The organism is Ensifer sp. Root31 (genome assembly GCF_001424825.1).
GTDB classification, from domain to species: domain Bacteria; phylum Pseudomonadota; class Alphaproteobacteria; order Rhizobiales; family Rhizobiaceae; genus Ensifer; species Ensifer canadensis.
On the sequence record NZ_LMCO01000006.1, the window covers coordinates 177,678 to 203,446 of the forward strand.

Consider the following 25,769-nt stretch of genomic DNA (forward strand, 5'->3'; position numbering starts at 1 on the left):
CGAATGAAGAGAGGCGACGAGATGGAACAGTCAGAGGAAATCGTGTTGGTCGGCTGCGGCAACATGGGTTTTGCCTTGCTCGAAGGCTGGCTTGATCGGGCCGGTATTCCTGCAGCCCAAATTCATGTGGTCGAGCCTGCGGAATCTCTTCGCCACCGCGCCGCCGCGCGTGGCGCAACGGTTTATGATGATGCGGCCGGCTTGCCGGCTGCCTTGCGGCCGCGCGCCGTCATAATCGCCGTCAAGCCGCAGGTCGTCGGCTCGATGCTTGGCGCCTACCGCCGGTTCAGGGACACGTCGGTGTTTGTAAGCATCGCCGCCGGCGTGCCGATCTCGACCTTCGAGAATACCCTGGGCAACGCCGCGATCGTGCGCGCCATACCCAATATGCCGGCCTCGATCGGCATGGGGGTGATTGCAGCCTTTGGCAGCACTCACATCGACGACAATCAGACGGGTTTTGTCACCGATCTTCTGGCGGCCGTCGGCAGTGTTCACTGGCTGGCGGAGGAACGGCTTGTCGATGCGGCAACGGCGATATCCGGTTCAGGGCCGGCCTATCTCTTCCATTTCATCGAGTGTCTGACCGACGCGGGAATTGCCGTCGGCCTGCCGCCGGAAACCGCTCTTGCCTTGGCAAAGCAGACGGTCAATGGCGCCGCTGCTCTTGCCAGCACCAGCGCATTTTCGCCGGCAGAGCTGCGCCAGCAGGTGACCAGCCCGAACGGCACGACCGCCGCCGCGCTCGAGGTCCTGACGGCTGAGCCAAGTCTGGCCGATCTGGTGAAGCGGGCGGCCGCGGCTGCGCATCGCCGGGCGTTGGAACTGGCCCTCGGCAACTGATCGCCAGCCGAGGATGTTTCCGCATCAGGGCGTGGTAAACGACGCGTCGCGCACGCCCGGAATGTGAAACGTCTGCTGGAAATAGGACCGCAGCGCCTGCATCGGCGGCGTGAATTCCGCTCCCCGCCGCCAGGCAAGGCCGACATCCATCGCTGGGACGGGATCGCGCACGTTGATCGTCTCGATGCGCCGGCCCTCGAGCGACCAGGGGCGATGGACCATGTCGGAGAGTATGGCAACGCCCTGGCCATTGGCGACCAGCGAGCGCACCGCCTCCACCGACGAGGTCCTGAGGATGACGCGCGGCTGGTAGGTCGACGTGCTCCAGTATTTCAGCGACGAATGCGCGGCCTCGTCGACCGTCAGCATGATGTAGGGCTCCTCGGCGATCTCGCGAAAACCGACGCTGTCGCGTTGCAGTAGCGGATGCTGGGCCGGCACCCAGAGCCGTCGCGTCGAGCTCATCAGCTTTTCGGTCGTCAGTGCCGGGTTGAGAATGTTCGAGCTCAAAAGCACCGCCATGTCGTAGCGGTTGGTGAGCAGGCCCTCCTCGATCGATTCCCGCTTGAGTTCGAACAACTGCAGCTCGAGTTTCGGAAACAGGCGTCGCAGCCGCTCGATATGCTGCGGCAGGAAGTAGCCGATGACGGTATAGGTGGCGGCGATCGCAAGTGTACCCTCGACGGCGCTGCTGACGATGTTCAGATGGGTCGCTTCGTCCACCTTCTTCAGGATCTCGTAGGCATGGGAGAGAAACTGCCGCCCCGCCATCGTCAAGTCCATGCCGCTTGGCGTGCGCAGGAACAGGTTGGTGCCGACGATGCGCTCCAGCTCCTTGATCGCCGTGGTCACCGCGGACTGGGAGATCGAGAGATCGACCGCCGCCTGGGATATCTGACCAAGTTCTGCCGTCGCGACGAAATAGCGAAGCTGGCGAAGACTGATCGACAAAGCCCATCTCCCATCTGATTATTTTATACAGCGGCTCGGAAAATCAGAAAGTCTGCCACGTCTTTGAGCAGTCGTCTGGTCATCCCTCAGGCATTTCACCGTAAGCCGCTCTAAACACGCTAATTTTCGCAGGCGTTTTTTGCAACTGCGAATTCTGAAATTCAGATACTCGGCATGTGAAAATAGAATTTTTCAAATGCTCTGTTTCACCCTAGCGTTCCCTGGAGGTCAGGGTTGCCGGGAGAGCAATCTCCAGGAGAGCGACCTGCAACAGAGGGATGAGGCATTGCTCGACGTCGTCGATATCAATTGCGATATGGGAGAAGCATTCGGCCGCTGGCGCATCGGCGATACCGACGATGCGGCACTGATGCCGCTGATCAGCTCCGCCAATATCGCTGCCGGCTTCCATGGAGGCGATCCCAATCTGATGGATGAAACGGTCCGGCTCGCCGCCGAACATGGCGTCGGCATCGGCGCCCATCCCGGCTATCGCGACCTGCAGGGTTTCGGCCGCCGCAAGATAGCAGGCACTGCCCGCGAGCTCGTCAACGACATGGTCTACCAGGTCGGCGCGATCCGCGAATTCGCCCGCCGGCACGGTGCCCCTCTGCAGCATGTAAAGCCGCACGGAGCGCTCTACATGGAGATGGCCGTCGACCGCGAACTCTCCCAGATCTTCATGCAATACATGCGCACGGTCGCGCCCAATGCTTTTGTCTTCTGCATGGCCGGATCGGCGACGGAGCTTGCAGCTCAGGAAGTCGGCCAGCCAGTCATTCGCGAGTTCTATGCCGACCGCGACTATGACGACAGCGGCTCGATCGTCTTTACCCGCGATGCCGGCCGGCCCGATGCCGCGGCGATCGCCCGCAAGGTCGTTCGCGCCTGTCGGGAAGGGCGGGTGCGCACGGTCACGGGCGCCGATATCGCGGTTCCGTTCGAATCCATTTGTTTTCATTCCGATACGCTCGGCGCGCTCGATATCGTGCGCCTCATGCGGGAGGGGCTGAGTGCCGAGGGCATTCGCATCGCTCCCGTCTCTCAGGTCAAAACCAGATAACATAGCGGAGGCAACCATGAGCAAGCACGAAATCCGATCGCCCCTTCCAGGAACCTTCTATCGCTCGTCTGCTCCGGATGTCCCGCCCTTCAAATCTGATGGCGACGATGTTTCTTCCAGCGATGCCATTGGCCTGATCGAAGTCATGAAGACCTTTCAGGAGATCCAGGCCGGTGTCGCGGGCGGCAGCATCCGCTTTCTCGTCGACAACGAAGAACCTGTGATGGCAGGCCAGGTGATCGCCGAGGTCGAACAATGAAACTTCGCTCGGTCCTTATCGCCAATCGCGGAGAAATCGCCGTCCGCATCATCCGCGCCGCCAAGGCGCTCGGTATCCGCACGGTTCAGATTTATAGCGCCGCCGATGCCGACATGCTGGCCGTCAAGCTTGCCGACGAGGCGATCGAGATCGGACCGCCGGCGCCGAAGAAATCCTATCTCGACATCGCGGCCGTGATTGCGGCGGCCAAACGCGCCAATGTCGATGCGGTTCATCCCGGCTATGGCTTCCTGTCGGAGAACGGCGACTTCGCCGACGCCGTGGTTGCCGCCGGCCTGATCTTCATCGGGCCATCAGGCGATGCGATCCGCCTTCTGGGTGACAAGGTCGCCGCCCGTGCCGTTGCCGAGAAGGCCGGCGTGCCGACCGTTCCCGGCAGCGACGGCCGTATCTCCAGCCTTGCCGATGCACATCAAGTGACCGAGCGCACCGGCTTTCCCGTGATGATCAAGGCGGCAGCCGGCGGCGGTGGTCGTGGCATCCGCATCGTCAACAATGCGGTCGAGCTGGAGACACAGTTTCCCCAGGCATCGGCCGAGGCGCTGGCCTCCTTCGGCGACGGCGGGCTCTATCTGGAAAAGGTGATCACCCGCGCCCGCCATGTCGAGGTCCAGATCCTTGGCGACGGCAACAACGTCGTGCATTGCTTCGAGCGCGAATGCTCGCTGCAGCGCCGCCGGCAAAAGGTCTGGGAGGAGGCTCCGTCCTTCCTGCTTCCGCCCGAGGTCAGGCAGAAACTCTGCGACAGCGCCGTCGCGTTGGCGCGCTCCGTCGGCTACCGCGGGGCCGGAACGGTGGAATATCTCTACGACGACGAGACCCGCGAGTTCTACTTCATCGAGGTCAACACCCGCATCCAGGTGGAGCACCCGGTGACCGAGATGATCACCGGCATCGATCTGGTCGAGGAGATGTTCCGCATCGCCGCCGGCGCGCCGCTCTCTGTCCGCCAGGCCGACATCGCCGTCAACGGCCACGCCATCGAATGCCGGATCAATGCCGAGGATCCGAGGCGCGGTTTCATGCCGGCGCCAGGCAGGATCGAAAGGCTCGACGTACCTGAGGGGGAAGGCATCCGTTTCGACACCATGCTCTACGAAGGCTACGTCATCCCGCCGTTCTACGATTCATTGCTCGGCAAGCTGATAGTCTGGGGCGAGAACCGAGCGGCGTGCCTCGCCCGCCTTTCGCAGGCGCTGGCGCAGCTCACGATCGAGGGCGTGCCGACCACGATCCCGTTGCATCGGGCATTGGCTGCCGACGCGCAGATCGCCAAGGGCGCCTTCCATACGCGCTTTCTCGAGACATGGCTTGAAACTGAATTTGCCGCCGATGGCGGCTGTGCCGCGGAGGTCGCGTGATGCCGACACGATACACGTTCGGAGGCGACGAGCACCTGTTCGTCGAATGCAGCGACGAGATGTCGTTGGAAGCCTTCTTCAAGAGCCTCTCCATGGCCAACGGTGTCAAGGAGAGCTGCGTCAAGGGGATCACCGAGATCTGCCCGGCCAATGCGTCCTTCCAGATTAAATTCGACCCGGATCAGATCAAGCCCGATGACGTGCTGAGGGAAGTGCGGGCGATCGAGGGCGCGGCCGAGCGGGCCGAACCCGTCATCCGCACCCGTATCGTCGAAATCCCGGTCTTCTACAACGACCCCTGGACGCACGAGACGCTGATGCGCTTTCGCGAGCGCCACCAGGAACCGTCAGGAACTGACCTCGACTATGCCACGCGGATCAACGGCTACGGTGACGTCGACGATTTCGTCGCCGCCCATTCCGGCTCGCCCTGGTTCGTGTCGATGGTCGGCTTCGTTGCCGGCCTGCCGTTCATGTACCAGATGGTCGAGCGGCAGCGGCAGATCCAGGTGCCGAAATATCTGCGCCCGCGCACCGACACGCCGCGGCTGACCGTCGGCCATGGTGGCTGCTTCGGCTGCATCTATTCGGTGCGCGGTGCGGGCGGCTACCAGATGTTCGGCATCACGCCGATGCCGATCTTCGACCCGACGCAGACCACCAGCTATCTCCGCGATTTCATGGTGTTCTTCCGTCCGGGCGACATCGTCAAGTTCAAGCCGATCGACCGGGACGCCTATGATCAGGCAGTCGAGGATGTCGACAAGGGGCGCTTCAGCCCGCCGGTCCGCGAGGTCAGCTTCGACCTGCGCGAGTTCCAGAAGGATATCACTGGCTACAACACCCGGCTGGAGGGCATGCTCAATGGCCATTAAGGTTCTGCATCACGGTCTGGCAACCACCGTCCAGGACCTTGGCCGTCCCGGTTACTTCCATCTCGGCATTCCACTCGGTGGAGCGATGGATCGCTATGCGATGCGGGCCGCCAACCTGCTGGTCGGAAACGACGAGGGTGCTGCCGGGCTGGAAGCGGTGTTCCTCGGCCCGAAGCTCGAATTTACCGAAGACACGCTGGTTGCGGTCACCGGAGCGGACATGCCGGCAAAGGTCGACGGGGTCGAGCAACCCGGGTGGACGGCTTTCCCCGTTCGCGCCGGCCAGACGCTGACGTTCGATTTTCTCAAGTCCGGCGCCCGTATCTATATCGCGGTTGCGGGCGGCATCGACGTGCCGCTGGCGCTTGGCAGTCGCTCGACCTACCCGATCGGCGCGCTCGGCGGCTACAACGGCCGGCCGCTGGCACCGGGTGACGAACTGCCGGTTGGTGCCGGCAATACCTCCGGTAAGGGTCGCTCGGTCGGCGCGCAGTTGCGGCGCCTGCCGGCCGCACCCGTGGCGCTGCGTGTCCTGCCCGGTCTCTACTGGGATCGTCTTTCCGACGAGGCGAAACAGAGCTTCTTTGCCGACGAATGGAAGGTGGCGCCGGAAGCCGACCGCATGGGGTACCGCTTCCGCGGCGGCCGCAAACTCTCCTTCGTCGAGCGCGAGCAGCCGTTTGGTGCCGGTTCCGACCCGTCCAACATCGTCGACAGTTGTTATCCCTATGGCTCGATCCAGGTTCCCGGCGGAACCGAGCCGATCATCCTGCATCGCGACGCGGTTTCCGGCGGCGGTTACTTCATGCTCGGAACCGTGATCTCCGCCGACATGGACCTGATCGGCCAGATGCAGCCGCATACACCGACCCGGTTCGTGGAGGTGACGATGGATGAGGCCCTCGCCGCACGGGCTGAGGAGAACGACCGGCTGGACGCGCTGCGCGCGTCGCTGAGCTGACGGTTCAGGGAAAACGGAGGGAAAGATGGAGCGCGGGCATCGAAGCAAGAGATCGGCAGCCGCGCTCGCTCCCTCGGGTCGCAATTGCGGGCGGCTATTCGACCACGCGTGTCAGATAGGCGGCGGTGACGCTCGGGCCCGGAATGATTGCGACGATCTTCATCTGCGCGATCGTGCGGTTCATCGAGGCGTCGATATGGTTCTCCAGCATCGCCGCCGCTGCGGCGGTCGCGCCACGCGTCATCAGTTCCACGATCAGCCGGATTTCCGCAATCACCGCGGGATCGCCGGGAAGGCCCAATTGCCGCAGCAGCCGTTCGGTCGCGGTGACCGGCAGCAGGTTGTTGCGGATCAGTTCGCGCAGCCGCTCGTTCGGCATCGCCAGCACGCAGCATTCGGTAAACTGGGTGCGGATTTCCTCAAGGCTCTGCCAGGCGTCCGCCGCCTGCGGGCCGTCGAGTTCCGTCAACCGGACGAAGAGGGCCGCAAGTCGCTCACGGTCGATATGGCCGGCGCCGAGCGCAAGCGCCTGCGGCTCGAGCAGGCGGCGCAGCATGAAATGGTCCTTGACGGTCTGGGCCGTCAGCGGGCCGGCAATCCAGTGCGAACTTTGGTTCTTGCGCACCAGCCCGCGCTCGCGCAGCCGTGTCAGCACATCGCGCACCACGGTGCGGCTGACGCTGAAGTGGTTGGCGAGTTCGTTTTCGATGATGCGATACTGGCCGAAGATGACGCAGCCGGCGACGTCGTTCTCGATCTCGGTGTAGATGCGCTCCCAGGACGAGCGGCTTTGCAGCGCCTCGTCGGCGTGTTGCGGAATGGTGAGCCCGAGCGATTTGATGTCGGTGCGGTTGGGTTCGATCGCGCGGCCTGGTGGGCCGACGAGATAGCCGCGCCCCTTGAAGCGGTGGACGAGCCCGTCGCTTTCCAGTTGCAAGAGCGCACGCTGAACCGGCGCACGCGAAATCTGCAGGATCTCGGCAATCGGCCCTTCGAGAAGAACGAGGCCGGGCGGCAGGATGCCTTCGGCGATGTTGCTGCGCAGAACGTCCTCGGCAATTTCGTAGCGGCGCTGGGTATTCTGGCCGAGGCGTGGCTCGCTCATGCGGTCGGGCGTCTTCCGTTTGGCTGGCAATTTCGTCCTCTTTCTTTACGCCACTTGCCGGGGAATGTGACAGCTGAAAATAAATGCATTTTGCATACACGTTGGCAAATTAAATGTGCATCTGTTTGCGGCATTTGGTGTTGATGGGGTGGATGCCTGCTGCCGGTGAATGGATTTTCGGTGAGTCAGGCGCAATCCGGTAGCGCCCACACGGAAGGGTGGAATCGTTCTACCTTCGGGATTGCAGGGTGTTTAGGGCGGCTTGATGCGTGTTCTAGCCTGGATGGCTGCCAGCGGAGCGAAGCCGTATTTCATTCCGGTCTAAATGACGAATAAAAGTCTATTGCATACAAAAATCATTCATGTCATTGTTCGTGACATGCAAGCGCTCAGAAGAAGCGTGCAGGTGGAACTTATTTTTTGAACCGCAAAGGACCTTCATCCCCGACGCGCATGTGACCATGCGCGAACGCGATCGCATGTCCGTTCGGATGCCTCGTCGGCTCCAGCGACGGCGAAGCTTTGGGCGGAGAACGTCCGGACGGCAAACTGGCAGGAAACCAATGTCGACGGTCCTTCAGCTCAAGAACATCACCAAAACCTACGGCGACATGCGCGCGCTCAACGGCATCGATCTTGCCTTGCCCGGCGACGCCTATATCTCGCTTCTGGGGCCGAGCGGCTCCGGCAAGACGACGCTCCTGAGGGTCATTGCTGGTTTTGAACATCCGGATGGCGGCGCCATCCTGTTTGACGGCAAGCGCATCGACACCGTGGCGCCGCACAAGCGCGGCATCGGCTTCGTCTTCCAGAACTTCGCGCTCTTCCCGCATCTCTCCGTCGCGCAGAACATCGCCTTCGGCCTGGAAAACAGGGAGGACGAGCCGGTCACCGACCGGCGCGTCGTCGAAGCCAGGGTGCGCGACATTATCAGCCTCGTCGGCCTTTCCGGTCTGGAAGGCAGGGCCGTCACCCAGATCTCCGGCGGCCAGCGCCAGCGCGTCGCCTTGGCGCGCACGCTGGTCACCGAGCCGCGCATGGTGCTTCTCGACGAGCCGCTCGGCGCGCTCGACGCCAATCTGCGCGCCAGGATGCGGGCGGAGTTGAGGGCTATCCGCGAGCGCTGCGGCGTCACCTTCCTGCATGTGACCGGCAGCGAGGCCGAGGCCTTGGCCATGGGCGACACGGTGCTGGTGCTGGAAAGCGGCCGCATCGCCCAGTCGGCGGATTCAGACACCGTCTACAACAGGCCCGCCTCTCCGGCGGTTGCCCGCTTTCTCAACTGCTACAATCTCTTTCCCGGGCGGATCGAAGGCGGCGCCTTCGTCGGCGGCGTCGGCCGGTTTGCGCTTGGGGCAGCGGCGCCGACGCGGGCGACGTCGCCGGCCTATGCGATCCGCTACGATCGTGTTTCGGTCCGGCCGCCCGAGGCAGCCATCACTGAGGACGAGATCCGCATTGAGGCCAATTTCGTCGCCAGCGAATATTCCGGCGCGGCGGTCAATTCCTTCTTCGCGCTCGATGACGGCCGGGTTTTCGAGGTCGAAAGCCATCTCAGCCATGCAGCGCCCGAGACCTATGCCGAAAAGGGCCGCTACGCGCTCGTGTGGAAGCGGGAGGACGCCCTTGTCTACGTCTGAAATCCTTTTGGAAAAACCCGGCGCCTGCGCGCCGCACCGTTCCTGCCCGGAGAATGAGAGATGAGCATGATGGCCGTTGCGGAGCAGACGGAAACAGAGACCGTCGCCGAGAAGAAACCACCGGGAAAGGCGCTTTGGCTGCTGGCACCCGGTGTCATCTGGATGACCCTGTTCCTCGTCCTGCCCATGCTGATGATGGTCTACGTCTCCTTCTGGACGCAGACGACCTTCACGATCGAACCGACGCTGACGCTGAAAAGCTGGATTACCTTCTTCACCAGCGACACCTATCTTGGGGCGCTGTGGACGACGGTGCGCATCTGGCTGATCGTGCTCGTTGCCACCGTGCTGGTCGGTTATCCCGCAGCCCTTTTCGTCGGGCTGTTCGTCAAGAACAAGGCGCTGCAGACGGTGCTTCTGGTGCTGTGCGTCATCCCCTTCTGGACCTCGTTCCTGATCCGCGTTCTCGCCTGGCGGCCGATGCTCGGCAAGGAGGGCGCGATCAACATGATCCTGATGAACCTCGGCATCACCGACGCGCCGATCGAGGTGCTGCTGTTTTCCGAACTGTCGGTGATCATCGGCATGACCCAGATCTACTGCGTCTTCATGGTCGGTCCGATCGCCTTCATGCTCGGCCGTATCGACACCTCGATCATCGAGGCCGCGCAGGATCTCGGTGCCGGCTTCTGGCGGATCTTCCGCACGATCATCCTGCCGCTGTCGATGCCGGGCGTGGTCGTCGGGGCGATCTTCGTCTCCGTCATGGTTCTCGGTGAATTCGCAACCTCGGCCGCCCTCTCCGGCCGCAAGGTCAACCTGCTCGGAAACATCATCGTCACCCAGGTCGGTTCGCTGAAATGGGCCTTCGCGGCGGTCGCCGGGGTCGTGCTTACCATTCTGATGGGCGCGGTCGTGGCCGCGCTGCTCAGGGTCGTCGATCTCAGGAAGGAGCTCTGATCATGAATGCCAGCGGCATGAAACTCAGCCTTGGCGCCTACACAGCGCTCTTCCTCGTCTTCCTCTATGGTCCACTCGTCGTGCTTGCCATCCTGTCCTTCCAGACGGGGCCGGAAGGCGGGCCGCAGTTTCCGATCATCGAATGGTCGACCTATTGGTACAATCACCTCTTCGGCCTGACGCCGCCGTCGCGCATCGCACCGTTGCCGATCGAGCAGGCGCTGGTCCGCTCATTGGGGCTTGCGGTGATGACCATGATCGTCTCGACGGTGCTGGGTGTCTCGGCGGCCCAGGCCTTCCGCCGCAAGTTCCGCGGCTCGGGCGTGGTCTTCTACCTGATCGTTCTCGGCATGATGGTGCCGGGCGTGCTTGTCGGCCTCGGCATGGCGCTCGTCGCCAATACGCTCGGCGTCGACCGTCACTGGTGGAGCACGGCCTTCGTGCTGCACGTGGTCTACACCTTCCCCTTCGCATTCCTGGTGATGTTGGCAATCTTCAACCGGTTCGATCCGAGCATGGAGGAGGCGTCCTGGTCGCTCGGCGTCACGCCGGCGCGCACCTTCCGCAAGGTGACGTTCCCGCTGATCTTCCCCGGCGTGCTCTCCGCCATGCTCTTTGCCTTCACGCTCTCCTATGACGAGTTCTCGCGCACGCTCTTCGCTTCCGGCCGCGACTTGACGCTGCCGCTGGCAATTTACGGCACCTTCTCCGTCGAAGTGCATCCGAACGTCTTTGCCTTCGGCGTGTTGACGACGCTGTTCTCCTTCGCGCTGCTCGGCACCTATGCGGCGCTGATGATGCTTTCGGTGCGCCGCGCCAAGCGTATGGCGATCCAGGAGGAGGCGTGATGGCCAGCTCTGCTCTTGGTTCGGCAATCGTCACCGGTGCCGGTTCCGGCATCGGTCGCGCCATCGCGCTGCGGTTGGCGGCCGACGGTTATGCCGTCGTCGTCAATGATCTCTCGCCGGAGCGCTGCGAAGCGGTTGCGGACGAGATCGCTGCTGCCGGCGGAGTGGCGCTCGCGATATCAGGCGACGTATCAAGCGAAGCCGACGCCGCCGCGACGGCCGAGAAGGCAGCGCAATTCCACGGCCCCGTGGCGCTGCTCGTCAACAATGCCGGCATCGCCCATCAGGCGCTGTTCGAGAATCTCGAGGTCGCCGATTTCGACCGGATGTTTGCGGTGCATGTGCGCGGCACCTTCCTGATGACCAAGGCGGTGCTGCCGGCCATGCTTGCCCGCGGCGAGGGTGTGATCGTCAACATGGCCTCGCAGCTCGGCCAGATCGGTGGCGTCGAACTCGTGCATTACTCGTCGGCCAAGGCCGCGATCATCGGCATGACCAAGGCGCTGGCGCGCGAGGTTTCGAGACGCGGCGTGCGGGTGAATGCGGTCGCGCCCGGCCCCATCAATACGCCGCTGGTCATGGGGCTGTCCGAGGATTGGCGCGCGGCCAAGAAGGCGCAGCTGCCGCTCGGGCGTTTCGGCGAGCCGGACGAAATCGCCGCGACGGTCGCGTTTCTGGCCTCGCCGTCGGCGAGCCTGTTCGTCGGCCAGACGCTCGGACCGAACTCCGGCGACGTGATGCTCTGACAGGAAAGATGAAAATGCCAAATCCTCCCAAGACGTCCCGCATTGTCATCGTCACCGGTGCCGGCATCGGCATTGGCCAGGCGACCGCCAGAGCTTTTGCCGCCAAAGGCGACCATGTCGTCGTGACCGATATTCTCGAGCGTGAGGCATCGGCCACGGTCGACGCCATCCGGCATGCCGGCGGCTCCGCCGAGTTCGCCTACTACGACGTCCGCTCGACGTCGGCGACCGACGCGCTGGTCACTGATCTGGAAAAACGCCACGGTCGCATCGATGTCGTCGTCGCCAATGCCGGCATTGCCCATCGCACCCCGCTTGCCAGGCTGACCGACGACAAGTGGGATCTGACCTTCGACATCGACCTCAAGGGCATCTTCCGACTGGCGCGTGCCGTCGCACCCGGCATGCGCCAGCGCGGCGAGGGCAGCATCGTCGCGCTCTCCTCGATCATGGGCGTTGCCTATGGCTGGGACGAGCACGTGCATTACTCCGCCGCCAAGTCCGGCGTCGTCGGTCTAGTGCGTGGGCTTGCCGTTGAGCTTGCCGGCGACGGGGTTCGCGTCAACGGCGTTGCGCCTGGCTACATCCGCACAGCCCAGCTGCTTTCGGAGGAAAACTCGCTCGGGCCTGACGGCGCGGAAGCCGCTGCCGCCTTCATCCCGATGAAAAGGCTCGGAACGCCTGAGGATATCGCCGACGTGATCGCGTTCCTGGCATCCAACAGCGCGAGATACATGACCGGCCAGGTGCTGGTTGTGGATGGGGGCCTCCTGGTGGGGCGTTACTGAAACGCTGCGCGATGCGGCGAATGAACATGGGGCGCGTGGCAAACGGGCTCCGGGGAACAACAACTGGAGAAGAGACAATGCCAAATATGGAAATCAATCGCCGCTCCCTCCTCAAACGATCCGCCGGGATGATGGCGCTGGCGATGGGCGGCGGCACGCCGTTCCTGTCGTCGCGCGCTGCCTTTGCGCAGGCCGCCGACCTCGCAGGCCAGCAGCTGCGCACCATCGGCCTTTCGGTCACCGTTCAGGAGCGCATCCTCGAGCAGTTCAAGGCTGCTGCCGGCGTCGGCGGCACGTCCGGAACGGCAGCAACTTTCCCGGACGCTCAGACGAAGATCCTCTCCGGCTCCAAGGACTATGATTGCTGGGAGATCATCGCCGAGCGCCTGCCGTCGATCGTCATGACCAACAATGTCGAGCCCATCCCGGCCTCGGCGCTGAAGAATTGGGCCAACATCCGGGATACCTTCACGACCGCCAGTGACAAGTGGGACCGTAGCGCGCAGATCATCGGCCAGATCTGGACAGACGAAAGCCAGACGGCGCTGAACATGGTGCCCGCCGTCTATAACTACGATTCCATCGGCTACAATCCCGATGTGCTCTCGGCCGAGGAAGCCAACAGCTGGACCGCGATCTTCGATCCGAAGTGGAAGGGCAAGTCCGGCATCAACACCGACCCGCTGATCGCGATCGGCCAGGCGATGATGGCGATGAACTCGCTCGGCCTTTCCGACGTCAAGAACCCGGGCAATGCGACCGCAGCCGAAATCGACGAGGCTGCCGCCTTCCTGATTTCCAAGAAGAAGGAAGGCCAGTTCCGCGCGCTCTGGGGCGATTTCGGTGAACTCGTCAACCTCATGGCGTCGGGCGAAATGGTCGTCTGCGACGCCTGGCAGCCGGCGGTCATGGCGGTCAAGGCGCAGGGCAAGCCCTGCCGCTACGCCGTGCCGAAGGAAGGCTATCGCGGTTGGGCGATTGGTCCGGCGATGATTGCTGGCACTGCCAACAAGGAGGCGGTCATTGCCTATGCCGACTATTGGCTTTCGGGCGAGCCGGGCATCACCGTCTCCGAGCAGGGCTACTACTCGCCGTCGACCAACATCAAGAACGTCATGGCGCCGGAGAAATATGCCTTCTGGTACGAGGGCAAACCCTGGGTCGGCGCCGAGGAGCGCGGCATCAAGGAAGGCGACCTGCGCGACGGCGGCTCGCTCGAAGAACGCGCCAAGAACGTCGCCTACTGGCACCAGTGGCCGGACGAATACGACCACCTGATCCAGAAGTGGGACGAATTCCTCAACGCCTGATGAAGGACGGCCGGGGCGCAAACCCGCCCCGGCCTTTCCCCCAACGCATCCGCTATTAGAACCGGAGAACGACCGTGATCTTCGACCTCGAACTCAACAATGTCGGCAAGGTCTACGACAACGGCACCCCCGCCGTGATCGATTTCAACCTGTCGGTTTCCAAGGGCGAGTTCATCGCGTTCCTCGGCCCGTCCGGCTGCGGAAAGACGACGACGCTGCGCATGATCGCCGGCTTCGAGCAGATCTCTTCCGGCGAGATGCTGATCAAGGGCAAGCGTATGAACGACATCCGGCCGGAACACCGGCCGACGTCGATGATCTTTCAGAGCTACGCGCTCTTTCCGCACATGACCGTGCGCCGCAATGTCGGCTACGGGCTCGACGTCAAGGGCATGGCCAAAGCCGAACGCGACGCCAAGGTCGATCGTATCCTGGCAACGCTTGGGCTCGAGGATATCGCCGAGAAGAAGCCGGACCGGCTCTCCGGCGGCCAGCGCCAGCGCATCGCGCTTGCCCGCGGTCTTGTCGTTGAACCGGATATTCTGCTTCTCGACGAGCCGCTGGGCGCGCTCGACGCCAATCTGCGCAAGGCGATCCAGAACGAACTGAAGCTGCTGCAGAAAACGCTCGGCGTCACCTTCGTCTTCGTCACCCATGCGCAGTCCGAGGCGCTCGCGCTTTCCGACCGTATCGTGGTGATGAACCAGGGCAGGGTCGAGCAGATCAGCCCGCCACACCAGCTCTACACCCGGCCAAACACCGCCTTCGTTGCCCAGTTCATCGGCAACAACACGATCTTCCAGGGCGAAGTCGAAGGCGCATCGGACGACCGGACGCTGGTTTCGACGCCGCTCGGGCAGCTTTCCGGCCGGCCGAACGGGGCCCTTTCCAAGCGGTCACGGGTCAATGTCGTCATCCCGGCCGAAGCGATCGAGGTGCATCCGGCGGCCCTGGTTTCGCGTGACCAGATTGCCCATGCGGTCGGCGGCAACGTCGTCAGCGCCAGTGTGCGCCGCTTCGACGTGGTCGGCCATGTATCCCACCTGACGGCGGGACTTGCGGACGGACGCACCGTTTCGCTCGAAGCCCATGTCGACAAGTACCAGCCCGACGCCTTCCCCGTAGGCGCGGACATTCTTTTGAGCTGGCAGCCGGGCGAAGCCACGGTCATCCCAGCCTGATCACGCGAGCGGGATGAGGAACAATGTGTGCGGTTTTCCGCCCGCATCCCGCTCTGACTTACGAGAAGAGAAAACACGAAGGAGACATACCATGGCCAAGGAAATCCTCTGCAGCTTCGGCGTCGACGTCGACGCGGTCGCCGGCTGGCTCGGGTCCTACGGGGGCGAGGATTCGCCCGACGATATCTCGCGCGGCCTTTTTGCCGGCGAGGTCGGCAGCCCGCGACTGTTGAAACTGTTCGAACGCTTCGGCATCAAGACCACCTGGTTCATTCCCGGCCACTCGATCGAGACGTTCCCGGAACAGATGCAGGCTGTGGCGGACGCCGGCCACGAAATCGGCATTCACGGCTACACCCATGAAAACCCGATCGCCATGACGCGCGAGCAGGAGACCGAAGTCCTCGACAAGAGCATCGATCTCGTCACCAAGCTCTCGGGCAAGCGCCCGACCGGCTATGTCGCGCCATGGTGGGAGTTCTCCAACGTCACCAACGAGCTGCTGCTGGAACGCGGGATCAAGTACGATCACTCGCTGATGCATGACGACTTCACGCCCTATTATGTCCGCGTCGGCGACAAGTGGACGAAGATCGACTACTCCAAGAAGCCGTCCGAATGGATGGTGCCGCTGCAGCGCGGCAAGGAGACCGATCTCATCGAAATTCCGGCCTCCTGGTATCTCGATGACCTGCCGCCGATGATGTTCATGAAGAAGGCCCCGAACAGCCACGGCTTCGTCAATCCGCGCGACATCGAGCAGATGTGGCGTGATCAGTTCGACTGGGTCTATCGCGAGATGGACTATGCGATGTTTCCGATTACGATCCATCCTGATGTTGCCGGGCGGCCGCAGGTGCTGATGATGCTGGAGCGGCTCTATGCCCACATGATCAAGCATCCGGGCGTGAAGTTCGTGACCATGAACGAGATCGCCGACGATTTCGCCAAGCGCTTCCCGCGCAAGAAGTGAGCGACTGACGGGGGCGGTCCGAGCGCCGTCCCCGCTTTTTACACCGATTGGATCAAACGATGTGCTCTCTCTGCGGCGTCCTTGGAGGCAACGAACACTGGGCCGATGCGGTGGCGCGGCCAGGCGTCTATACCCGCAATGTCGAGCGCATCGATCGAAGGCGCGAGCGCGCCAACCGGGTGCGCATCGCCAATGCAATGCTGGCGCGCTTCGGTCTGACCATCTCCGATTGGCAGGGCGCGTCCTTCGTGTTGTCCACACGGACGGGCAAGACTGAGATCATCGAGGATCTCGGTCATCTCTGGCCGGCCGCCGAACGGCTTTGCGGCCGTCCCTGCGATCCGCTCGATGTGGCCCTGGTTACTGCTGCTGAGGCCGCGATCGATGACTGAGCCGCAGATCCCGCTGCTGACCCCGATCAACCTGCTCACGGGCTTCCTCGGCTCCGGCAAGACGACTCTGCTTGCGCGACTGCTCGCCGATCCGGCTCTTTCGGATGCAGCGGTCCTCATCAACGAATTCGGAGAGGTCGGGCTCGACCATCATCTTGTCGAGCGCATCGACGATACCATGGTGCTCTTACAATCGGGCTGTCTCTGCTGCACGGTGCGCGGCGAGCTTGCCGATGCCATCAAGGATCTGCATTCGAAGCGGGAGCGCGGGCTGGTTCCACCTTTCCGCCGCATCGTCGTCGAAAGCACCGGGCTTGCCGATCCGTTCCCGGTGCTGTCGACGATCAAATCCGACCCGGTGCTGCGCCACCATTTCCGCCCGGGCAACGTCATCACCACCGTCGATGCCGTCAACGGGCTCGGCCAACTCGGCACCTATGTCGAATCCAACCGGCAGGCTGCTGTTGCAGACCGGCTGGTCGTCACCAAGGCCGATCTGGCGCTGCCGGCCGATGTCGCCCGTCTTGTCGAGAAATTGCGCAACATCAATCCGGACGCGCCGCTGCTGATGGCGACCGATCTGTCCTTCGCCGTTGCCGAGCTTGTCGACGAGAACCTCGGCCTGCGCGCCGCCGCGCTGCAATCGACCAGCGGTTTCTATTGCGAGGCGCCGGTTCAATTGGCAACTGCGGAAGGCTCCGTGCACCAGTCCGCGGTGACCTCCTTCGTCATGACCGTGGAGCGCGCCATCGACTGGACGGCTTTCGGCCTCTGGCTGACAATGCTGCTCAACCGTCACGGCGAGAAGGTGCTGCGGGTGAAGGGCATTCTCAACATCGCAGGCGAGGAGCGCCCTGTCGCCATTCATGGCGTTCAGCATTTGGTCCACACGCCTGTTCATATGGAGCGCTGGCCGGACGAAGATCGCCGCTCGCGCATCGTGTTTATTGTTGACGGTCTGGATGTCGAACTGCTGAAACGGTCGTTCGAGGCTTTTGCCCTCGACCGGTCCTCCGTCGAGGATGCGGCCGTCCCGAAACGCAGTCTTCAGGAACGTCAGTCGTCTTCATGAACAAGCACCTGCCTGACCAAGCGACGATGGCGACGCCATCCCTCCATCTCTCCGGTCGCCCACGCCTGCGCGTGCTTGGCACGGCGATTTCTCTGCTCGAGGAGTTGCGGGTTCGCGCCGAGGCCGATCTCGGCATCGAGGTCGTATTCGACAACAACGACTTCCTGACCACTCAGCACAAGGCGGCGCAGGAGCCGGATAGTTACGACATCTACGACCAGTGTTTCCATAATCTGGATATCGTCTGGTACTGGCGGGCGATCCAGCCGATCGAGATTGGCCGCATCGCGCTCTGGGACGAGATCAACGATCTGACGAAGACCGGCCATATCGGCCCGAATGCCAGGCTGGGGCAGGGGGATGCGCCGGTAAAGAAGCTGTTCGTGCAGCCCAATCTCGAACTGGGCGACACGCCGTCGAGCACGATCTCGATGCTGCCGACGACGCATAATTTCGACAGCTTCGCCTACAGGACCGACGTTGCCCCCAATATGGTTTCGATGAACAGCTGGGCGGCGCTGCTCGACGAGCGCTGGGCCGGACGCGCGGCGCTTGTCGACGAGCCGGCGATCGGTATCTTCGATGCAGCCCTTGCCGCGCAGGCATCCGGCCTGATGTCGTTCGACAATATCGGCGCCATGACTGTTGACGAGATCGACCGGCTGATCGGTCTGCTTGAGGAGCGCAAGAAGAACGGCTATTTCCGCGCCTTCTGGCGGACGGCCGAGGATGCAGCGCGGCTGATGGTGCGCGGCGAGACCGATATCCAGAGCATGTGGTCGACGGGCATCAGCATCCTCAACGGCCAGGGCGTTCCGGTGGAACAGGCGGTGCCGGCTGAGGGATATCGTGCCTGGCATGGCGGCCTGTGTCTCGCACGCCATCTGTCGGGCCGCATGCGCGACGTCGCCTATGAGTATCTCAACTGGTGGATATCCGGCTGGCCGGGCTCGGTCGTGGCGCGGCAAGGCTACTACATCTCGACGCCGGAGCGTTCGCGGCAATTCATGTCGGTGGCCGAATGGGACTACTGGTACGGCGGTCTGCCGGCGGCATGCGACCTGCCGGGCCCGGACGGCACCATACGCATTCGGGCAGGATCGGTCAGGAGCGGCGGCTCCTACTGGCAGCGTGCCAACTGCATCGCGGTCTGGAATACCACCATGGACGAGCACAATTATCTGGTTCGCCGCTGGATGCAGCTGGTCGAACGATAGAGGGAAACGGGATGACGCAGGACTTCAGTGGACGGTCGATCGCGCAGCTGTCAGTGCTGCTGCAGTCCGGTGCGCTCGATCCGCGTGAGCTGACACGCTGGACGCTTGAGCGGATCCGCAGTCACGACGACCAAGCGATCTTCACCACGATCCTGCCGGAGCGGGCGATGCGGGAGGCGGAGGCCTCCGCCCGGCGCATCGCCGCCGGCCGTTCATTTGGGTTGCTCGACGGAATTCCCGTTGCGTGGAAAGACCTGTTTGCCATCAAAGGCGTGGCGACGACGGCGGGATCGGTGGTGCTGAAGGACGCGCCGGCGGCACAAGAGGACGCGGCGATGGTGACCGCGCTCGGCCATGCCGGCATGGTCAGCGTTGGTCGCGTCAACATGAGCGAATTTGCCTTCTCCGGGCTCGGCATCAACCCGCATTACGGCACGCCGCGCAATCCGCGGGCGCGCGATGTCGACCGCCTGCCGGGCGGTTCGTCCTCCGGCTCCGGTGCCGCCGTAGCCGCCGACCTCGTGCCGGTTTCGATCGGCACGGATACGGGCGGATCCATCCGCATTCCGGCCGCCTTCAACGGTATCGTCGGCTACAAGGCGACGCGCGGCCGCTATTCCATGCGTGGCGTCTTTCCGCTCGCCAAGAGCCTCGATTCGCTCGGTCCCCTCTGCCGGACGGTGCAGGACGCCGTCTGGGTCGATGCGGCGATGCGAGGTCTGCCCGCGCCGGAAATCCGGCGGGGCAGTCTCGACGGCCTGTCGCTCATGGTGCCGACAACGGTGGTTTTCGACGGTGCGGAAGACGGTGTCGTTTCGGCCTTCGAGGCAGCACTCGACCGGTTGCAACGGGCAGGTGCCCGTGTGCGCCGCCAGCCGTTTCCGGCATTCGAGCGCATTTTCGAGACCATGGCGCGGCACGGACCGCTGGTCACGGCCGAGGCCTTCGCGCTCCATCGCGACCGGCTCGAAGGGTCGCAGGCGGCATCGATGGACCAGCGCGTCGTGGCACGGGCCCGGCTCGGGCAAAACATAAGCCTCTCCGATTATGTCGAGACGCTAAACACGCGGGAGGCGCTGATCGCCGAGATCGCCGCCCATATTGGGTCGAACGAGCTTGTCGCTTATCCCACCGTTGCCCATGTGGCGCCACCCACGGCGCCGCTTCTCAATGACGACGCCCTGTTCGTCGAAACCAACGCCCGGACCCTGCGCAACACCTCGATCGGCAATTTCCTTGACTGGTGCGGCGTCTCTCTACCGTGCGGCATTGGCGCCGCCGGTATGCCGGTCGGCCTGCTGCTTTCCGCCCAGCCGCATCACGATGCGCATCTGTTGTCGATGGCGCTTGCGGCCGAGGCAATCGTTCGTGCCGATTGAGGGGCAGGTCGCTCGGAAACTACGCCTACCGACAAGAGCGAGCGCACTTTGCGACTAGCCGGGGCGGGAAAGAGATAGTCTACTGCTTGACGACCTTCCGGAAACGCCGGTCGCAAAGGCCCTGAAGAGGCCGCGACATTCAAGGCAGCCGGTCAGGAAGAATAGGCCGCGATCGGCCGTCGCCTTGGCAACACGGGAACAGCTGAAGCAGACGGACGGCGGACTGGATGGGAGCTTCGCATGGACGTGAGTTATTCCACGGCAGGCACGGTTGCGTTCGAGCGCAAGCGCTATTGGGACGAGGCGGTATCGAGCACCTACTTCCCGCTCGATCTGCGCTTCCAGAACTCGGCGGAGTTTTCCGGCGAGTTGAACGTCTGGGATCTCGGCGCGGTATCGCTGTCGCGGCTTGAATCCGACGGGCTGCTCTATCGCCGACAGAAACGGCACCTGCTGCATGAGCGCGAAGAAAGCTATCTGATCACCGTGCCGGAGACGGCGGAGATCAGCTTCGAGCAGGCCGGTAAGGCAGTGCGCTGCAAGCCGGGGGCCTTCCTCGTCGAGCGCAGCCATCTGCCGTACGAATTCAGCTATACGGCCAAGAACACGCTCTGGGTGCTGAAGGTGCCGATTGCCACGCTGCGTCCGCGTGTCGGCCTTCCCGAACGTATCGCGTCGCTCAGCTTCGATTCCACCCGTGGCACCGGCGCATTGTTCGTCGACATGATCCGGCTTGTTGCGCCGCGGCTTGTCGAGATGGATGCGCCCGCCCGCGACATGACCGGCAAGCACCTGGTCGATATCCTCGCGATGTCGCTGATCTCCGACGAACGCATGCTGACGTCGGACGCAGGCTCGGTTCAGGTCGGCCACCTGCATCGCGTCGAGAGCTACATTCGCGCCAATCTCGCCCGGGCCGATCTCGGTCCGCAGGTGATCGCCGATGCCTGCGGCATCTCGGTGCGCTACCTGCACCAACTGATGAAGAGGCAGGGCACGTCCGTGTGCCATTGGATCCGGGTCCAGCGGCTTCTGCGCTGCGACGAGATGCTGCGCGATCCCACCTGCCGCAAGCTGGTTTCGGAAATCGCCTATGCACTCGGCTTCAGCGACCACGCGCAGTTGAGCCGCCACTTCAAGGCGCATTTCGGCTACAGCCCGAGCGAAGCGCGCGAGCGCTCCCATCTGACGAGCCCGAGCAGCCCCGGCTGAGCCGGACGGCGACAAACCCCAGACGGACGTGAGCGGTCGCACGCCCGACCGGGCGAAGGGCGAAGCCTTGCCCGATTTTCAACGGATGCCCGCTTTTAAACGGATGAAAGACAGGAGACGGATTTTGCAGAACCTTCGAGTTGCGGTCGATGTCGGTGGCACCTTTACCGACATCTGCATCATGGACGAGACCACGGGCCGGATCCGGGTCGAAAAGACGTCGTCCTCCGCCGATCCGATCGACGGGATCATGTCTGGCGTCGAAAAAGCCGGCATCGACCTGTCGAAGGTGGCGCTGTTTTCGCATGGCACCACCGTTGCCACCAACGCCCTGATCACGCGGCGCCTGCCGCGCACGGCGATGGTTTGCACGAGAGGTTTCCGCGACGTCATCGAGATCCGCCGCGCCAACAAGGAAGACCTCTGGGATACCTACAAGGACGTAGTGCCGCCCTATGTGCCGCGGCGCGACCGGTTGGTGGTGACGGAGCGTGTCGACGCGCAGGGCGGGATCGTCGCCACGCTCGACGAAGACGAGGCCCGGGAGGTCGCACGCATTCTCAAGCGCCGCAATGTCGCGGCCGTCGCCGTCTGCTTCATGAACGCCTTCATGAACGGCGCCAACGAGCGCCGCATGAAGGAAATCTTGATGGAGGTGATGCCCGGCGTGCCGGTGTCGACCTCGTCGGAAGTCCTGCCCGAGATCTTCGAGCATGAGCGGTTCTCCACGACCGTCGCCAATGCGGCGTTAAGCCCCGTTGTCGTCGACTATACATCGCGGCTCGGCAAGCGGCTGCAGCAGGAAGGCTATGAACGCGATCTTCTGCTTTTGCACACAGGCGGTGGGGTAATGACCCCGAAGAGCGTCGAGGACTTTGCCGCACGGCTTGCCGGTTCCGGCATTGCTGCCGGTGCTATCGCCAGCAAATACATCGCCGAGCTCTGCGGCTTCCGCAATTCGATCGGGCTCGACATGGGCGGCACATCGACCGACGTGTCGCTCGCCTATGACGGCCAGTCGCGCATCACCAAGGACTGGTTCATCGAATTCGGCTATCCGATCCGCTTCTCCTCGATCGAGGTTCTGACGATCGGTGCCGGCGGCGGGTCGCTCGCCTGGACCGACGAGGCGGGATCGCTGCGCAACGGTCCGCAATCGGCCGGCGCCAGTCCGGGCCCTGCCTGCTACGCCAAGGGCAACCGCCAGCCGACCAACACCGACGCCAATGTCGTGCTCGGTCGCCTCGGTACCAGCCTTGCCGGCGGCAAGATCACGCTTGACGCGAACCTTGCCCTCGAGGCCGTCCGCGAAGGGGTCGCCGAGCCGTTCGGGCTAGAGCCGCATGCGGCCGCCGATGCGATCATCCGTGTTGCCAATGCTAATATGTCGGACGCGGTGCGGCTGATCTCGATCAGCCGTGGGTACGATCCACGCGATTTTGCGCTCGTCGCCTTCGGCGGTGCCGGAGCCCTGCATGGCGCGGCGATCGCTCGCGAACTGTCGATCCCCGCGGTCATCGTTCCGCCGAACCCCGGCGTCACTTCGGCGCTCGGCTGCCTGCTCGTCGACATGCAGCACGATTTTTCCGAAAGCTACCTGAAGGCGGCCGCCGACGCCGACGCAACGGCGATCGAAGAGGCCTTCCTCCGCCTCGAACAGGAAGCATCGGAGCGGCTTGCCCATGAAGGTGTCGCGGCTAAGGACGTGGTGCTCCAGCGCAGCATCGACATGATGTATCTCGGGCAGTGGCGTTCGCTCTCCGTCACCGCACCAGCGCCGGTCACCGACATCGCGCCGCTGGTCGAAGCCTTCCACCGTGAGCATCAGCGCGAATACAATTTCCGTCGCGACGAAACGCCGGTCAGCCTGTTCCGCATCAACTTGAAGGCCGTCGGCATGGTGCCGAAGGCGTCGCTGGCACGCCACGAGCCGACGGGAGTGATCCCCGAGCCGAAGACGCGGCGGAGCGTATGGTTTGAAGCCGAGGCCGCGCTCAATACGCCCGTCTACGATCGCGAAACCTTGCCCGCAGGGTTCGTCTTCAAGGGCCCTGCCATCGTCGAGCAACTCGATTCGACCGTCGTCGTCCCGCCGGGAACGACCGCGGAAGTGGACACCTATCTCAACATCATCATCCGCATCGAAGGTGAAGCGAATGTCTGAACAGCAAAACCTTGACCCGGTGACCTTCGAGGTCCTGAAGAACTCCTTCATCACCAGCGTCGATCAGATGGCCGAGCAGATCCTGAGAACCTGCTATTCCTTTGTCATCTACAACCGCGACTTCTCCAGTGCCCTTCACGATGCCGAAGGCAATTCGGCCGCTCAGGGCAACCAAGACATCGCGGTGCATGTCGGCACCCTGCATTTCACCTGCAAGGACGTCATCCGCGCCTTCGATGGCGACATGCATCCCGGCGACGTCTACGCCATCAACGATCCCTATGCCGGCGGCACGCATTTCAACGACGTCCGGCTGATCCGGCCGATCTTCGTCGACGGCAGGATCATCGCCTTCAGCCAGTCGAACGGACACTGGTCGGATCTCGGCGGCAGCGTCCCAGGCTCCTTTGATGTCGCCGCCAAGGAGATGTTCAGGGAGGGGATGCGCATCACCCCGATCCGCCTGTTCGACAAGGGGCGGTTCTGCAAGGATGTCGCCCACCTCATCGCTTCCAACACCCGCGACCCCGCCTCGATCATCGGCGACATCCATGCCCAGGCGCAGGCGACCCAGGTCTGCGAGCGCGAGATCCTGCGGCTGGTCGGCAAATACGGCGAGGGCACGGTGAAACAGGGGCTCGGCGCCGTGCAGGACTATGTCGAGCGCGCCATGCGCCAGCGGATCGCCGCACTGCCGGACGGCGAATGGGAAACGCAGGACTTCATCGACCGTGATCCGGCGGGCAACGAGGGCATGATCCCGATCAAGGTCAAGCTGACGATTAGGGGTGACCGGGCGATCTACGACTTCACCGGCAGCCACCCGACCATCGGCTCGATCTACAATTCCGCCTTCGGCGCGACCTTCTCGGCGGTCGCCGCGGGGATGAAGACCTTCTTCCCCGACCTGCCGCTCAACAGCGGCTTCTACCGGGTGTTCGAAATCATCGCGCCCGAAGGCTCGATCGTCGATGCGAAGTGGCCGGTGGCCGTCACCGGCTTCCTCATGCCCTTCGAGAAGATCATGAACGCGATCTACGAGATCTGGTCGAAGATCATCCCGGAGCGCGCCATCGCCTGTGCCTTCAACCTCGAATACCTGCTGACCGGCGGGCGTGATGCACGCGCCGCGGAAAAGCCGATCTTCATGTTCTACGACTGGCTTCCCGGCGGTTGGGGCGGGCGCAACGGCATGGACGGCTGCAATGTGACGACGGCCTGCTTCGGAACCGGCCTGATGGCCCAGCCGGTCGAGGGACAGGAACGGGCAAATCCGATCCTGACCACCGAGTTCGAGGTGCTGACGGATTCTGCCGGCCCCGGAAAGTGGCGCGGCGGTGCCGGTGTGCTCAAGACTTCCCGCATGCTCGAAGCCGAAAATACCGTCATTTCCTATATCTGCGACCGCGAGCGCGCCATCGTTTGGGGCATCGAGGGCGGGCTGCCGTCGATGCCGCACGGGCTAACGCTGACCCGTGAAAAGACCGGCAAGACGGAATGGCTCGGCGCTACTTTCTCCGATGTGGCAATCGAGGCGGGGGACGTCTTCTCGCGCCCGACCGCGGGCGGCGGCGGCTTCGGCGATCCGCTCGAGCGCGATCCGCAACGGGTGCTGGCCGATGTCATCGACGACTACGTCTCGGTCGAGCGGGCGGCGAAGGATTATGGCGTCGTCATCGATCCCGTCGATCCGGAAATCTGCGCCTACGAGATCGATGCCACCGCGACGGCCGAACTGCGGCGACAGATCCGGGCAGACCGGTTGGGTTGGCTGGGCGCAGATCCGGCCGAGGTCTCGGCAAAGTTCAAGGCGGGGGAAATCAATGCGCTCGACGCGGTGCGCCGCTATGCCGTGATCCTCGACTGGGATACGGGCGATCTGCTACCCGTCTCCACCGAACAGTTTCGCAACATGTATCGCAAACGCTCAGTGGCTGCCTGGCAGTAGCAACGCAAATGCTTGGTGGGTGGGCGGTTCGCCTACCCGAATACGGGGGGATGTCATGGCGGGTGTTACGATCGTTGCGGCCGCTGAGGCCGATAGGTCCGCATGGAACGAGCTTCATGCGGGATTTGCCGCCTTCTACGGGGTTGATCAGACCGACGAGATGCGGGATCGGGTCTGGGGCTGGATCCGCGACGGCCAGCTCGAATGCCGGCTGGCGCTCGATGGCTCGGGTCGCCCGATCGGGTTGACCCATTTTCGCGAATATATCCGGCCGCTGATGGCGGCGCGCGGGGGTTTTCTCGACGATCTCTTCGTTGCGCCCGAGGCGCGCGGCAGCGGCGCAGCACCGGCGCTGATCCGCGCCGTTGCCGATATCGGGCGAGAGCGCGGCTGGTCCGTCATCCGCTGGATCACGCGCGACAACAACTACCGGGCTCGCGGCCTTTATGATCAGCTGGCCACCAGAACGGATTGGCTGACCTATGATATCGCCTTGTAAC

Annotated in this window: 24 protein-coding genes; 22 read left to right on the forward strand and 2 right to left on the reverse strand. The window is 63.4% G+C overall.

Annotation, left to right across the window (positions count from 1 at the left end):
• The first annotated feature begins 21 nt into the window (after window positions 1-21).
• Window positions 22-843 (forward strand): pyrroline-5-carboxylate reductase, encoded by an 822-nt coding sequence (gene proC / locus ASD00_RS07730; RefSeq protein WP_057206143.1) that lies wholly within the window; start codon window positions 22-24, stop codon window positions 841-843.
• Between the two features lie 24 nt (window positions 844-867).
• Here the strand turns inward: proC and ASD00_RS07735 are convergent, their stop codons facing one another.
• A complete protein-coding gene (locus ASD00_RS07735; protein WP_025429649.1) occupies window positions 868-1,794 on the reverse strand; it encodes a LysR family transcriptional regulator in 927 nt (308 codons plus the stop codon).
• 286 nt (window positions 1,795-2,080) lie between these two features.
• Between ASD00_RS07735 and ASD00_RS07740 the strand changes: the two genes are divergently transcribed.
• From ASD00_RS07740 to ASD00_RS07760, 5 genes are read left to right on the forward strand one after another with little or no spacing between them, the layout of a single operon-like run.
• Entirely contained in the window at window positions 2,081-2,857 is a 777-nt protein-coding gene (locus tag ASD00_RS07740; protein ID WP_057205841.1) for a 5-oxoprolinase subunit PxpA, read from the forward strand.
• A 16-nt stretch (window positions 2,858-2,873) separates the two neighbouring features.
• Window positions 2,874-3,116: an acetyl-CoA carboxylase gene (locus tag ASD00_RS07745; RefSeq protein WP_057205843.1), complete on the forward strand. Its 243-nt coding sequence runs from the start codon at window positions 2,874-2,876 to the stop codon at window positions 3,114-3,116.
• The gene (locus ASD00_RS07750) at window positions 3,113-4,498 is read left to right on the forward strand and encodes an acetyl-CoA carboxylase biotin carboxylase subunit (protein ID WP_057205845.1); all 1,386 of its coding nucleotides are present in this window, start codon (window positions 3,113-3,115) and stop codon (window positions 4,496-4,498) included. Before ASD00_RS07745 ends, ASD00_RS07750 begins: the two co-directional genes overlap by 4 nt.
• The gene (locus tag ASD00_RS07755; protein WP_057205847.1) at window positions 4,498-5,373 is read left to right on the forward strand and encodes a carboxyltransferase domain-containing protein; all 876 of its coding nucleotides are present in this window, start codon (window positions 4,498-4,500) and stop codon (window positions 5,371-5,373) included. Before ASD00_RS07750 ends, ASD00_RS07755 begins: the two co-directional genes overlap by 1 nt.
• Entirely contained in the window at window positions 5,363-6,334 is a 972-nt protein-coding gene (locus ASD00_RS07760; RefSeq protein WP_057205849.1) for a biotin-dependent carboxyltransferase family protein, read from the forward strand. The genes ASD00_RS07755 and ASD00_RS07760 overlap by 11 nt, the downstream gene beginning before the upstream one ends.
• 94 nt (window positions 6,335-6,428) lie before the next feature.
• Here ASD00_RS07760 and ASD00_RS07765 read toward each other — a convergent pair whose 3' ends face one another.
• Window positions 6,429-7,439: a GntR family transcriptional regulator gene (locus ASD00_RS07765; protein ID WP_025429655.1), complete on the reverse strand. Its 1,011-nt coding sequence runs from the start codon at window positions 7,437-7,439 to the stop codon at window positions 6,429-6,431.
• A gap of 563 nt (window positions 7,440-8,002) precedes the next feature.
• On the opposite strand from ASD00_RS07765, the gene ASD00_RS07770 reads away from it, so the two are divergent.
• The 16 genes from ASD00_RS07770 to ASD00_RS07845 all read left to right on the forward strand — a co-directional run bounded on the left by ASD00_RS07770 (window position 8,003) and on the right by ASD00_RS07845 (window position 25,768).
• A complete protein-coding gene (locus ASD00_RS07770) occupies window positions 8,003-9,079 on the forward strand; it encodes an ABC transporter ATP-binding protein (protein WP_025429656.1) in 1,077 nt (358 codons plus the stop codon).
• A gap of 60 nt (window positions 9,080-9,139) precedes the next feature.
• Window positions 9,140-10,039 carry an ABC transporter permease gene (locus ASD00_RS07775; protein ID WP_025429657.1) on the forward strand — a complete coding sequence of 300 codons (900 nt, stop codon included), beginning with the start codon at window positions 9,140-9,142 and terminating at the stop codon, window positions 10,037-10,039.
• Window positions 10,040-10,041: 2 nt separating this feature from the next.
• Window positions 10,042-10,887: an ABC transporter permease gene (locus tag ASD00_RS07780; protein WP_057205852.1), complete on the forward strand. Its 846-nt coding sequence runs from the start codon at window positions 10,042-10,044 to the stop codon at window positions 10,885-10,887.
• Entirely contained in the window at window positions 10,887-11,633 is a 747-nt protein-coding gene (locus ASD00_RS07785; RefSeq protein WP_057205853.1) for a glucose 1-dehydrogenase, read from the forward strand. Before ASD00_RS07780 ends, ASD00_RS07785 begins: the two co-directional genes overlap by 1 nt.
• A 14-nt stretch (window positions 11,634-11,647) precedes the next feature.
• A complete protein-coding gene (locus ASD00_RS07790) occupies window positions 11,648-12,421 on the forward strand; it encodes an SDR family NAD(P)-dependent oxidoreductase (protein ID WP_057205855.1) in 774 nt (257 codons plus the stop codon).
• Between the two features lie 77 nt (window positions 12,422-12,498).
• Complete coding sequence (locus ASD00_RS07795) at window positions 12,499-13,731, forward strand: extracellular solute-binding protein (protein ID WP_057205857.1); 1,233 nt, start codon at window positions 12,499-12,501, stop codon at window positions 13,729-13,731.
• A 74-nt stretch (window positions 13,732-13,805) separates the two neighbouring features.
• Window positions 13,806-14,912, forward strand: coding sequence for an ABC transporter ATP-binding protein (locus ASD00_RS07800; protein WP_057205859.1), 1,107 nt, complete (start codon window positions 13,806-13,808; stop codon window positions 14,910-14,912).
• A 91-nt stretch (window positions 14,913-15,003) separates the two neighbouring features.
• A complete protein-coding gene (locus ASD00_RS07805) occupies window positions 15,004-15,885 on the forward strand; it encodes a polysaccharide deacetylase (RefSeq protein ID WP_057205861.1) in 882 nt (293 codons plus the stop codon).
• A 59-nt stretch (window positions 15,886-15,944) separates the two neighbouring features.
• The gene (locus ASD00_RS07810; RefSeq protein WP_025429664.1) at window positions 15,945-16,277 is read left to right on the forward strand and encodes a hypothetical protein; all 333 of its coding nucleotides are present in this window, start codon (window positions 15,945-15,947) and stop codon (window positions 16,275-16,277) included.
• Entirely contained in the window at window positions 16,270-17,349 is a 1,080-nt protein-coding gene (locus ASD00_RS07815) for a GTP-binding protein (RefSeq protein ID WP_057205863.1), read from the forward strand. Before ASD00_RS07810 ends, ASD00_RS07815 begins: the two co-directional genes overlap by 8 nt.
• Window positions 17,346-18,566: an extracellular solute-binding protein gene (locus tag ASD00_RS07820; protein WP_057205865.1), complete on the forward strand. Its 1,221-nt coding sequence runs from the start codon at window positions 17,346-17,348 to the stop codon at window positions 18,564-18,566. The genes ASD00_RS07815 and ASD00_RS07820 overlap by 4 nt, the downstream gene beginning before the upstream one ends.
• 11 nt (window positions 18,567-18,577) lie before the next feature.
• Window positions 18,578-19,945 carry an amidase gene (locus ASD00_RS07825; RefSeq protein ID WP_057205867.1) on the forward strand — a complete coding sequence of 456 codons (1,368 nt, stop codon included), beginning with the start codon at window positions 18,578-18,580 and terminating at the stop codon, window positions 19,943-19,945.
• 240 nt (window positions 19,946-20,185) lie between these two features.
• Complete coding sequence (locus ASD00_RS07830; RefSeq protein ID WP_057205869.1) at window positions 20,186-21,157, forward strand: helix-turn-helix domain-containing protein; 972 nt, start codon at window positions 20,186-20,188, stop codon at window positions 21,155-21,157.
• Between the two features lie 124 nt (window positions 21,158-21,281).
• The gene (locus tag ASD00_RS07835) at window positions 21,282-23,321 is read left to right on the forward strand and encodes a hydantoinase/oxoprolinase family protein (RefSeq protein WP_057205871.1); all 2,040 of its coding nucleotides are present in this window, start codon (window positions 21,282-21,284) and stop codon (window positions 23,319-23,321) included.
• The gene (locus ASD00_RS07840; RefSeq protein ID WP_057205873.1) at window positions 23,314-25,269 is read left to right on the forward strand and encodes a hydantoinase B/oxoprolinase family protein; all 1,956 of its coding nucleotides are present in this window, start codon (window positions 23,314-23,316) and stop codon (window positions 25,267-25,269) included. Before ASD00_RS07835 ends, ASD00_RS07840 begins: the two co-directional genes overlap by 8 nt.
• A gap of 55 nt (window positions 25,270-25,324) precedes the next feature.
• Complete coding sequence (locus ASD00_RS07845) at window positions 25,325-25,768, forward strand: GNAT family N-acetyltransferase (protein WP_057205874.1); 444 nt, start codon at window positions 25,325-25,327, stop codon at window positions 25,766-25,768.
• The last annotated feature ends 1 nt before the right edge of the window (window position 25,769 follow it).

Excerpts from the sequence above, each read along its gene's own strand:
- proC (WP_057206143.1), top strand. The coding sequence starts at position 22 with ATGGAACAGTCAGAGGAAATCGTGTTGGTCGGCTGCGGCAACATGGGT.
- ASD00_RS07745 (WP_057205843.1), top strand. The coding sequence starts at position 2,874 with ATGAGCAAGCACGAAATCCGATCGCCCCTTCCAGGAACCTTCTATCGC.
- ASD00_RS07750 (WP_057205845.1), top strand. The coding sequence starts at position 3,113 with ATGAAACTTCGCTCGGTCCTTATCGCCAATCGCGGAGAAATCGCCGTC.
- ASD00_RS07755 (WP_057205847.1), top strand. The coding sequence starts at position 4,498 with ATGCCGACACGATACACGTTCGGAGGCGACGAGCACCTGTTCGTCGAA.
- ASD00_RS07760 (WP_057205849.1), top strand. The coding sequence starts at position 5,363 with ATGGCCATTAAGGTTCTGCATCACGGTCTGGCAACCACCGTCCAGGAC.
- ASD00_RS07765 (WP_025429655.1), bottom strand. The coding sequence starts at position 7,439 with ATGAGCGAGCCACGCCTCGGCCAGAATACCCAGCGCCGCTACGAAATT.
- ASD00_RS07770 (WP_025429656.1), top strand. The coding sequence starts at position 8,003 with ATGTCGACGGTCCTTCAGCTCAAGAACATCACCAAAACCTACGGCGAC.
- ASD00_RS07775 (WP_025429657.1), top strand. The coding sequence starts at position 9,140 with ATGAGCATGATGGCCGTTGCGGAGCAGACGGAAACAGAGACCGTCGCC.
- ASD00_RS07780 (WP_057205852.1), top strand. The coding sequence starts at position 10,042 with ATGAATGCCAGCGGCATGAAACTCAGCCTTGGCGCCTACACAGCGCTC.
- ASD00_RS07785 (WP_057205853.1), top strand. The coding sequence starts at position 10,887 with ATGGCCAGCTCTGCTCTTGGTTCGGCAATCGTCACCGGTGCCGGTTCC.
- ASD00_RS07790 (WP_057205855.1), top strand. The coding sequence starts at position 11,648 with ATGCCAAATCCTCCCAAGACGTCCCGCATTGTCATCGTCACCGGTGCC.
- ASD00_RS07795 (WP_057205857.1), top strand. The coding sequence starts at position 12,499 with ATGCCAAATATGGAAATCAATCGCCGCTCCCTCCTCAAACGATCCGCC.
- ASD00_RS07805 (WP_057205861.1), top strand. The coding sequence starts at position 15,004 with ATGGCCAAGGAAATCCTCTGCAGCTTCGGCGTCGACGTCGACGCGGTC.
- ASD00_RS07810 (WP_025429664.1), top strand. The coding sequence starts at position 15,945 with ATGTGCTCTCTCTGCGGCGTCCTTGGAGGCAACGAACACTGGGCCGAT.
- ASD00_RS07815 (WP_057205863.1), top strand. The coding sequence starts at position 16,270 with ATGACTGAGCCGCAGATCCCGCTGCTGACCCCGATCAACCTGCTCACG.
- ASD00_RS07820 (WP_057205865.1), top strand. The coding sequence starts at position 17,346 with ATGAACAAGCACCTGCCTGACCAAGCGACGATGGCGACGCCATCCCTC.
- ASD00_RS07825 (WP_057205867.1), top strand. The coding sequence starts at position 18,578 with ATGACGCAGGACTTCAGTGGACGGTCGATCGCGCAGCTGTCAGTGCTG.
- ASD00_RS07830 (WP_057205869.1), top strand. The coding sequence starts at position 20,186 with ATGGACGTGAGTTATTCCACGGCAGGCACGGTTGCGTTCGAGCGCAAG.
- ASD00_RS07840 (WP_057205873.1), top strand. The coding sequence starts at position 23,314 with ATGTCTGAACAGCAAAACCTTGACCCGGTGACCTTCGAGGTCCTGAAG.
- ASD00_RS07845 (WP_057205874.1), top strand. The coding sequence starts at position 25,325 with ATGGCGGGTGTTACGATCGTTGCGGCCGCTGAGGCCGATAGGTCCGCA.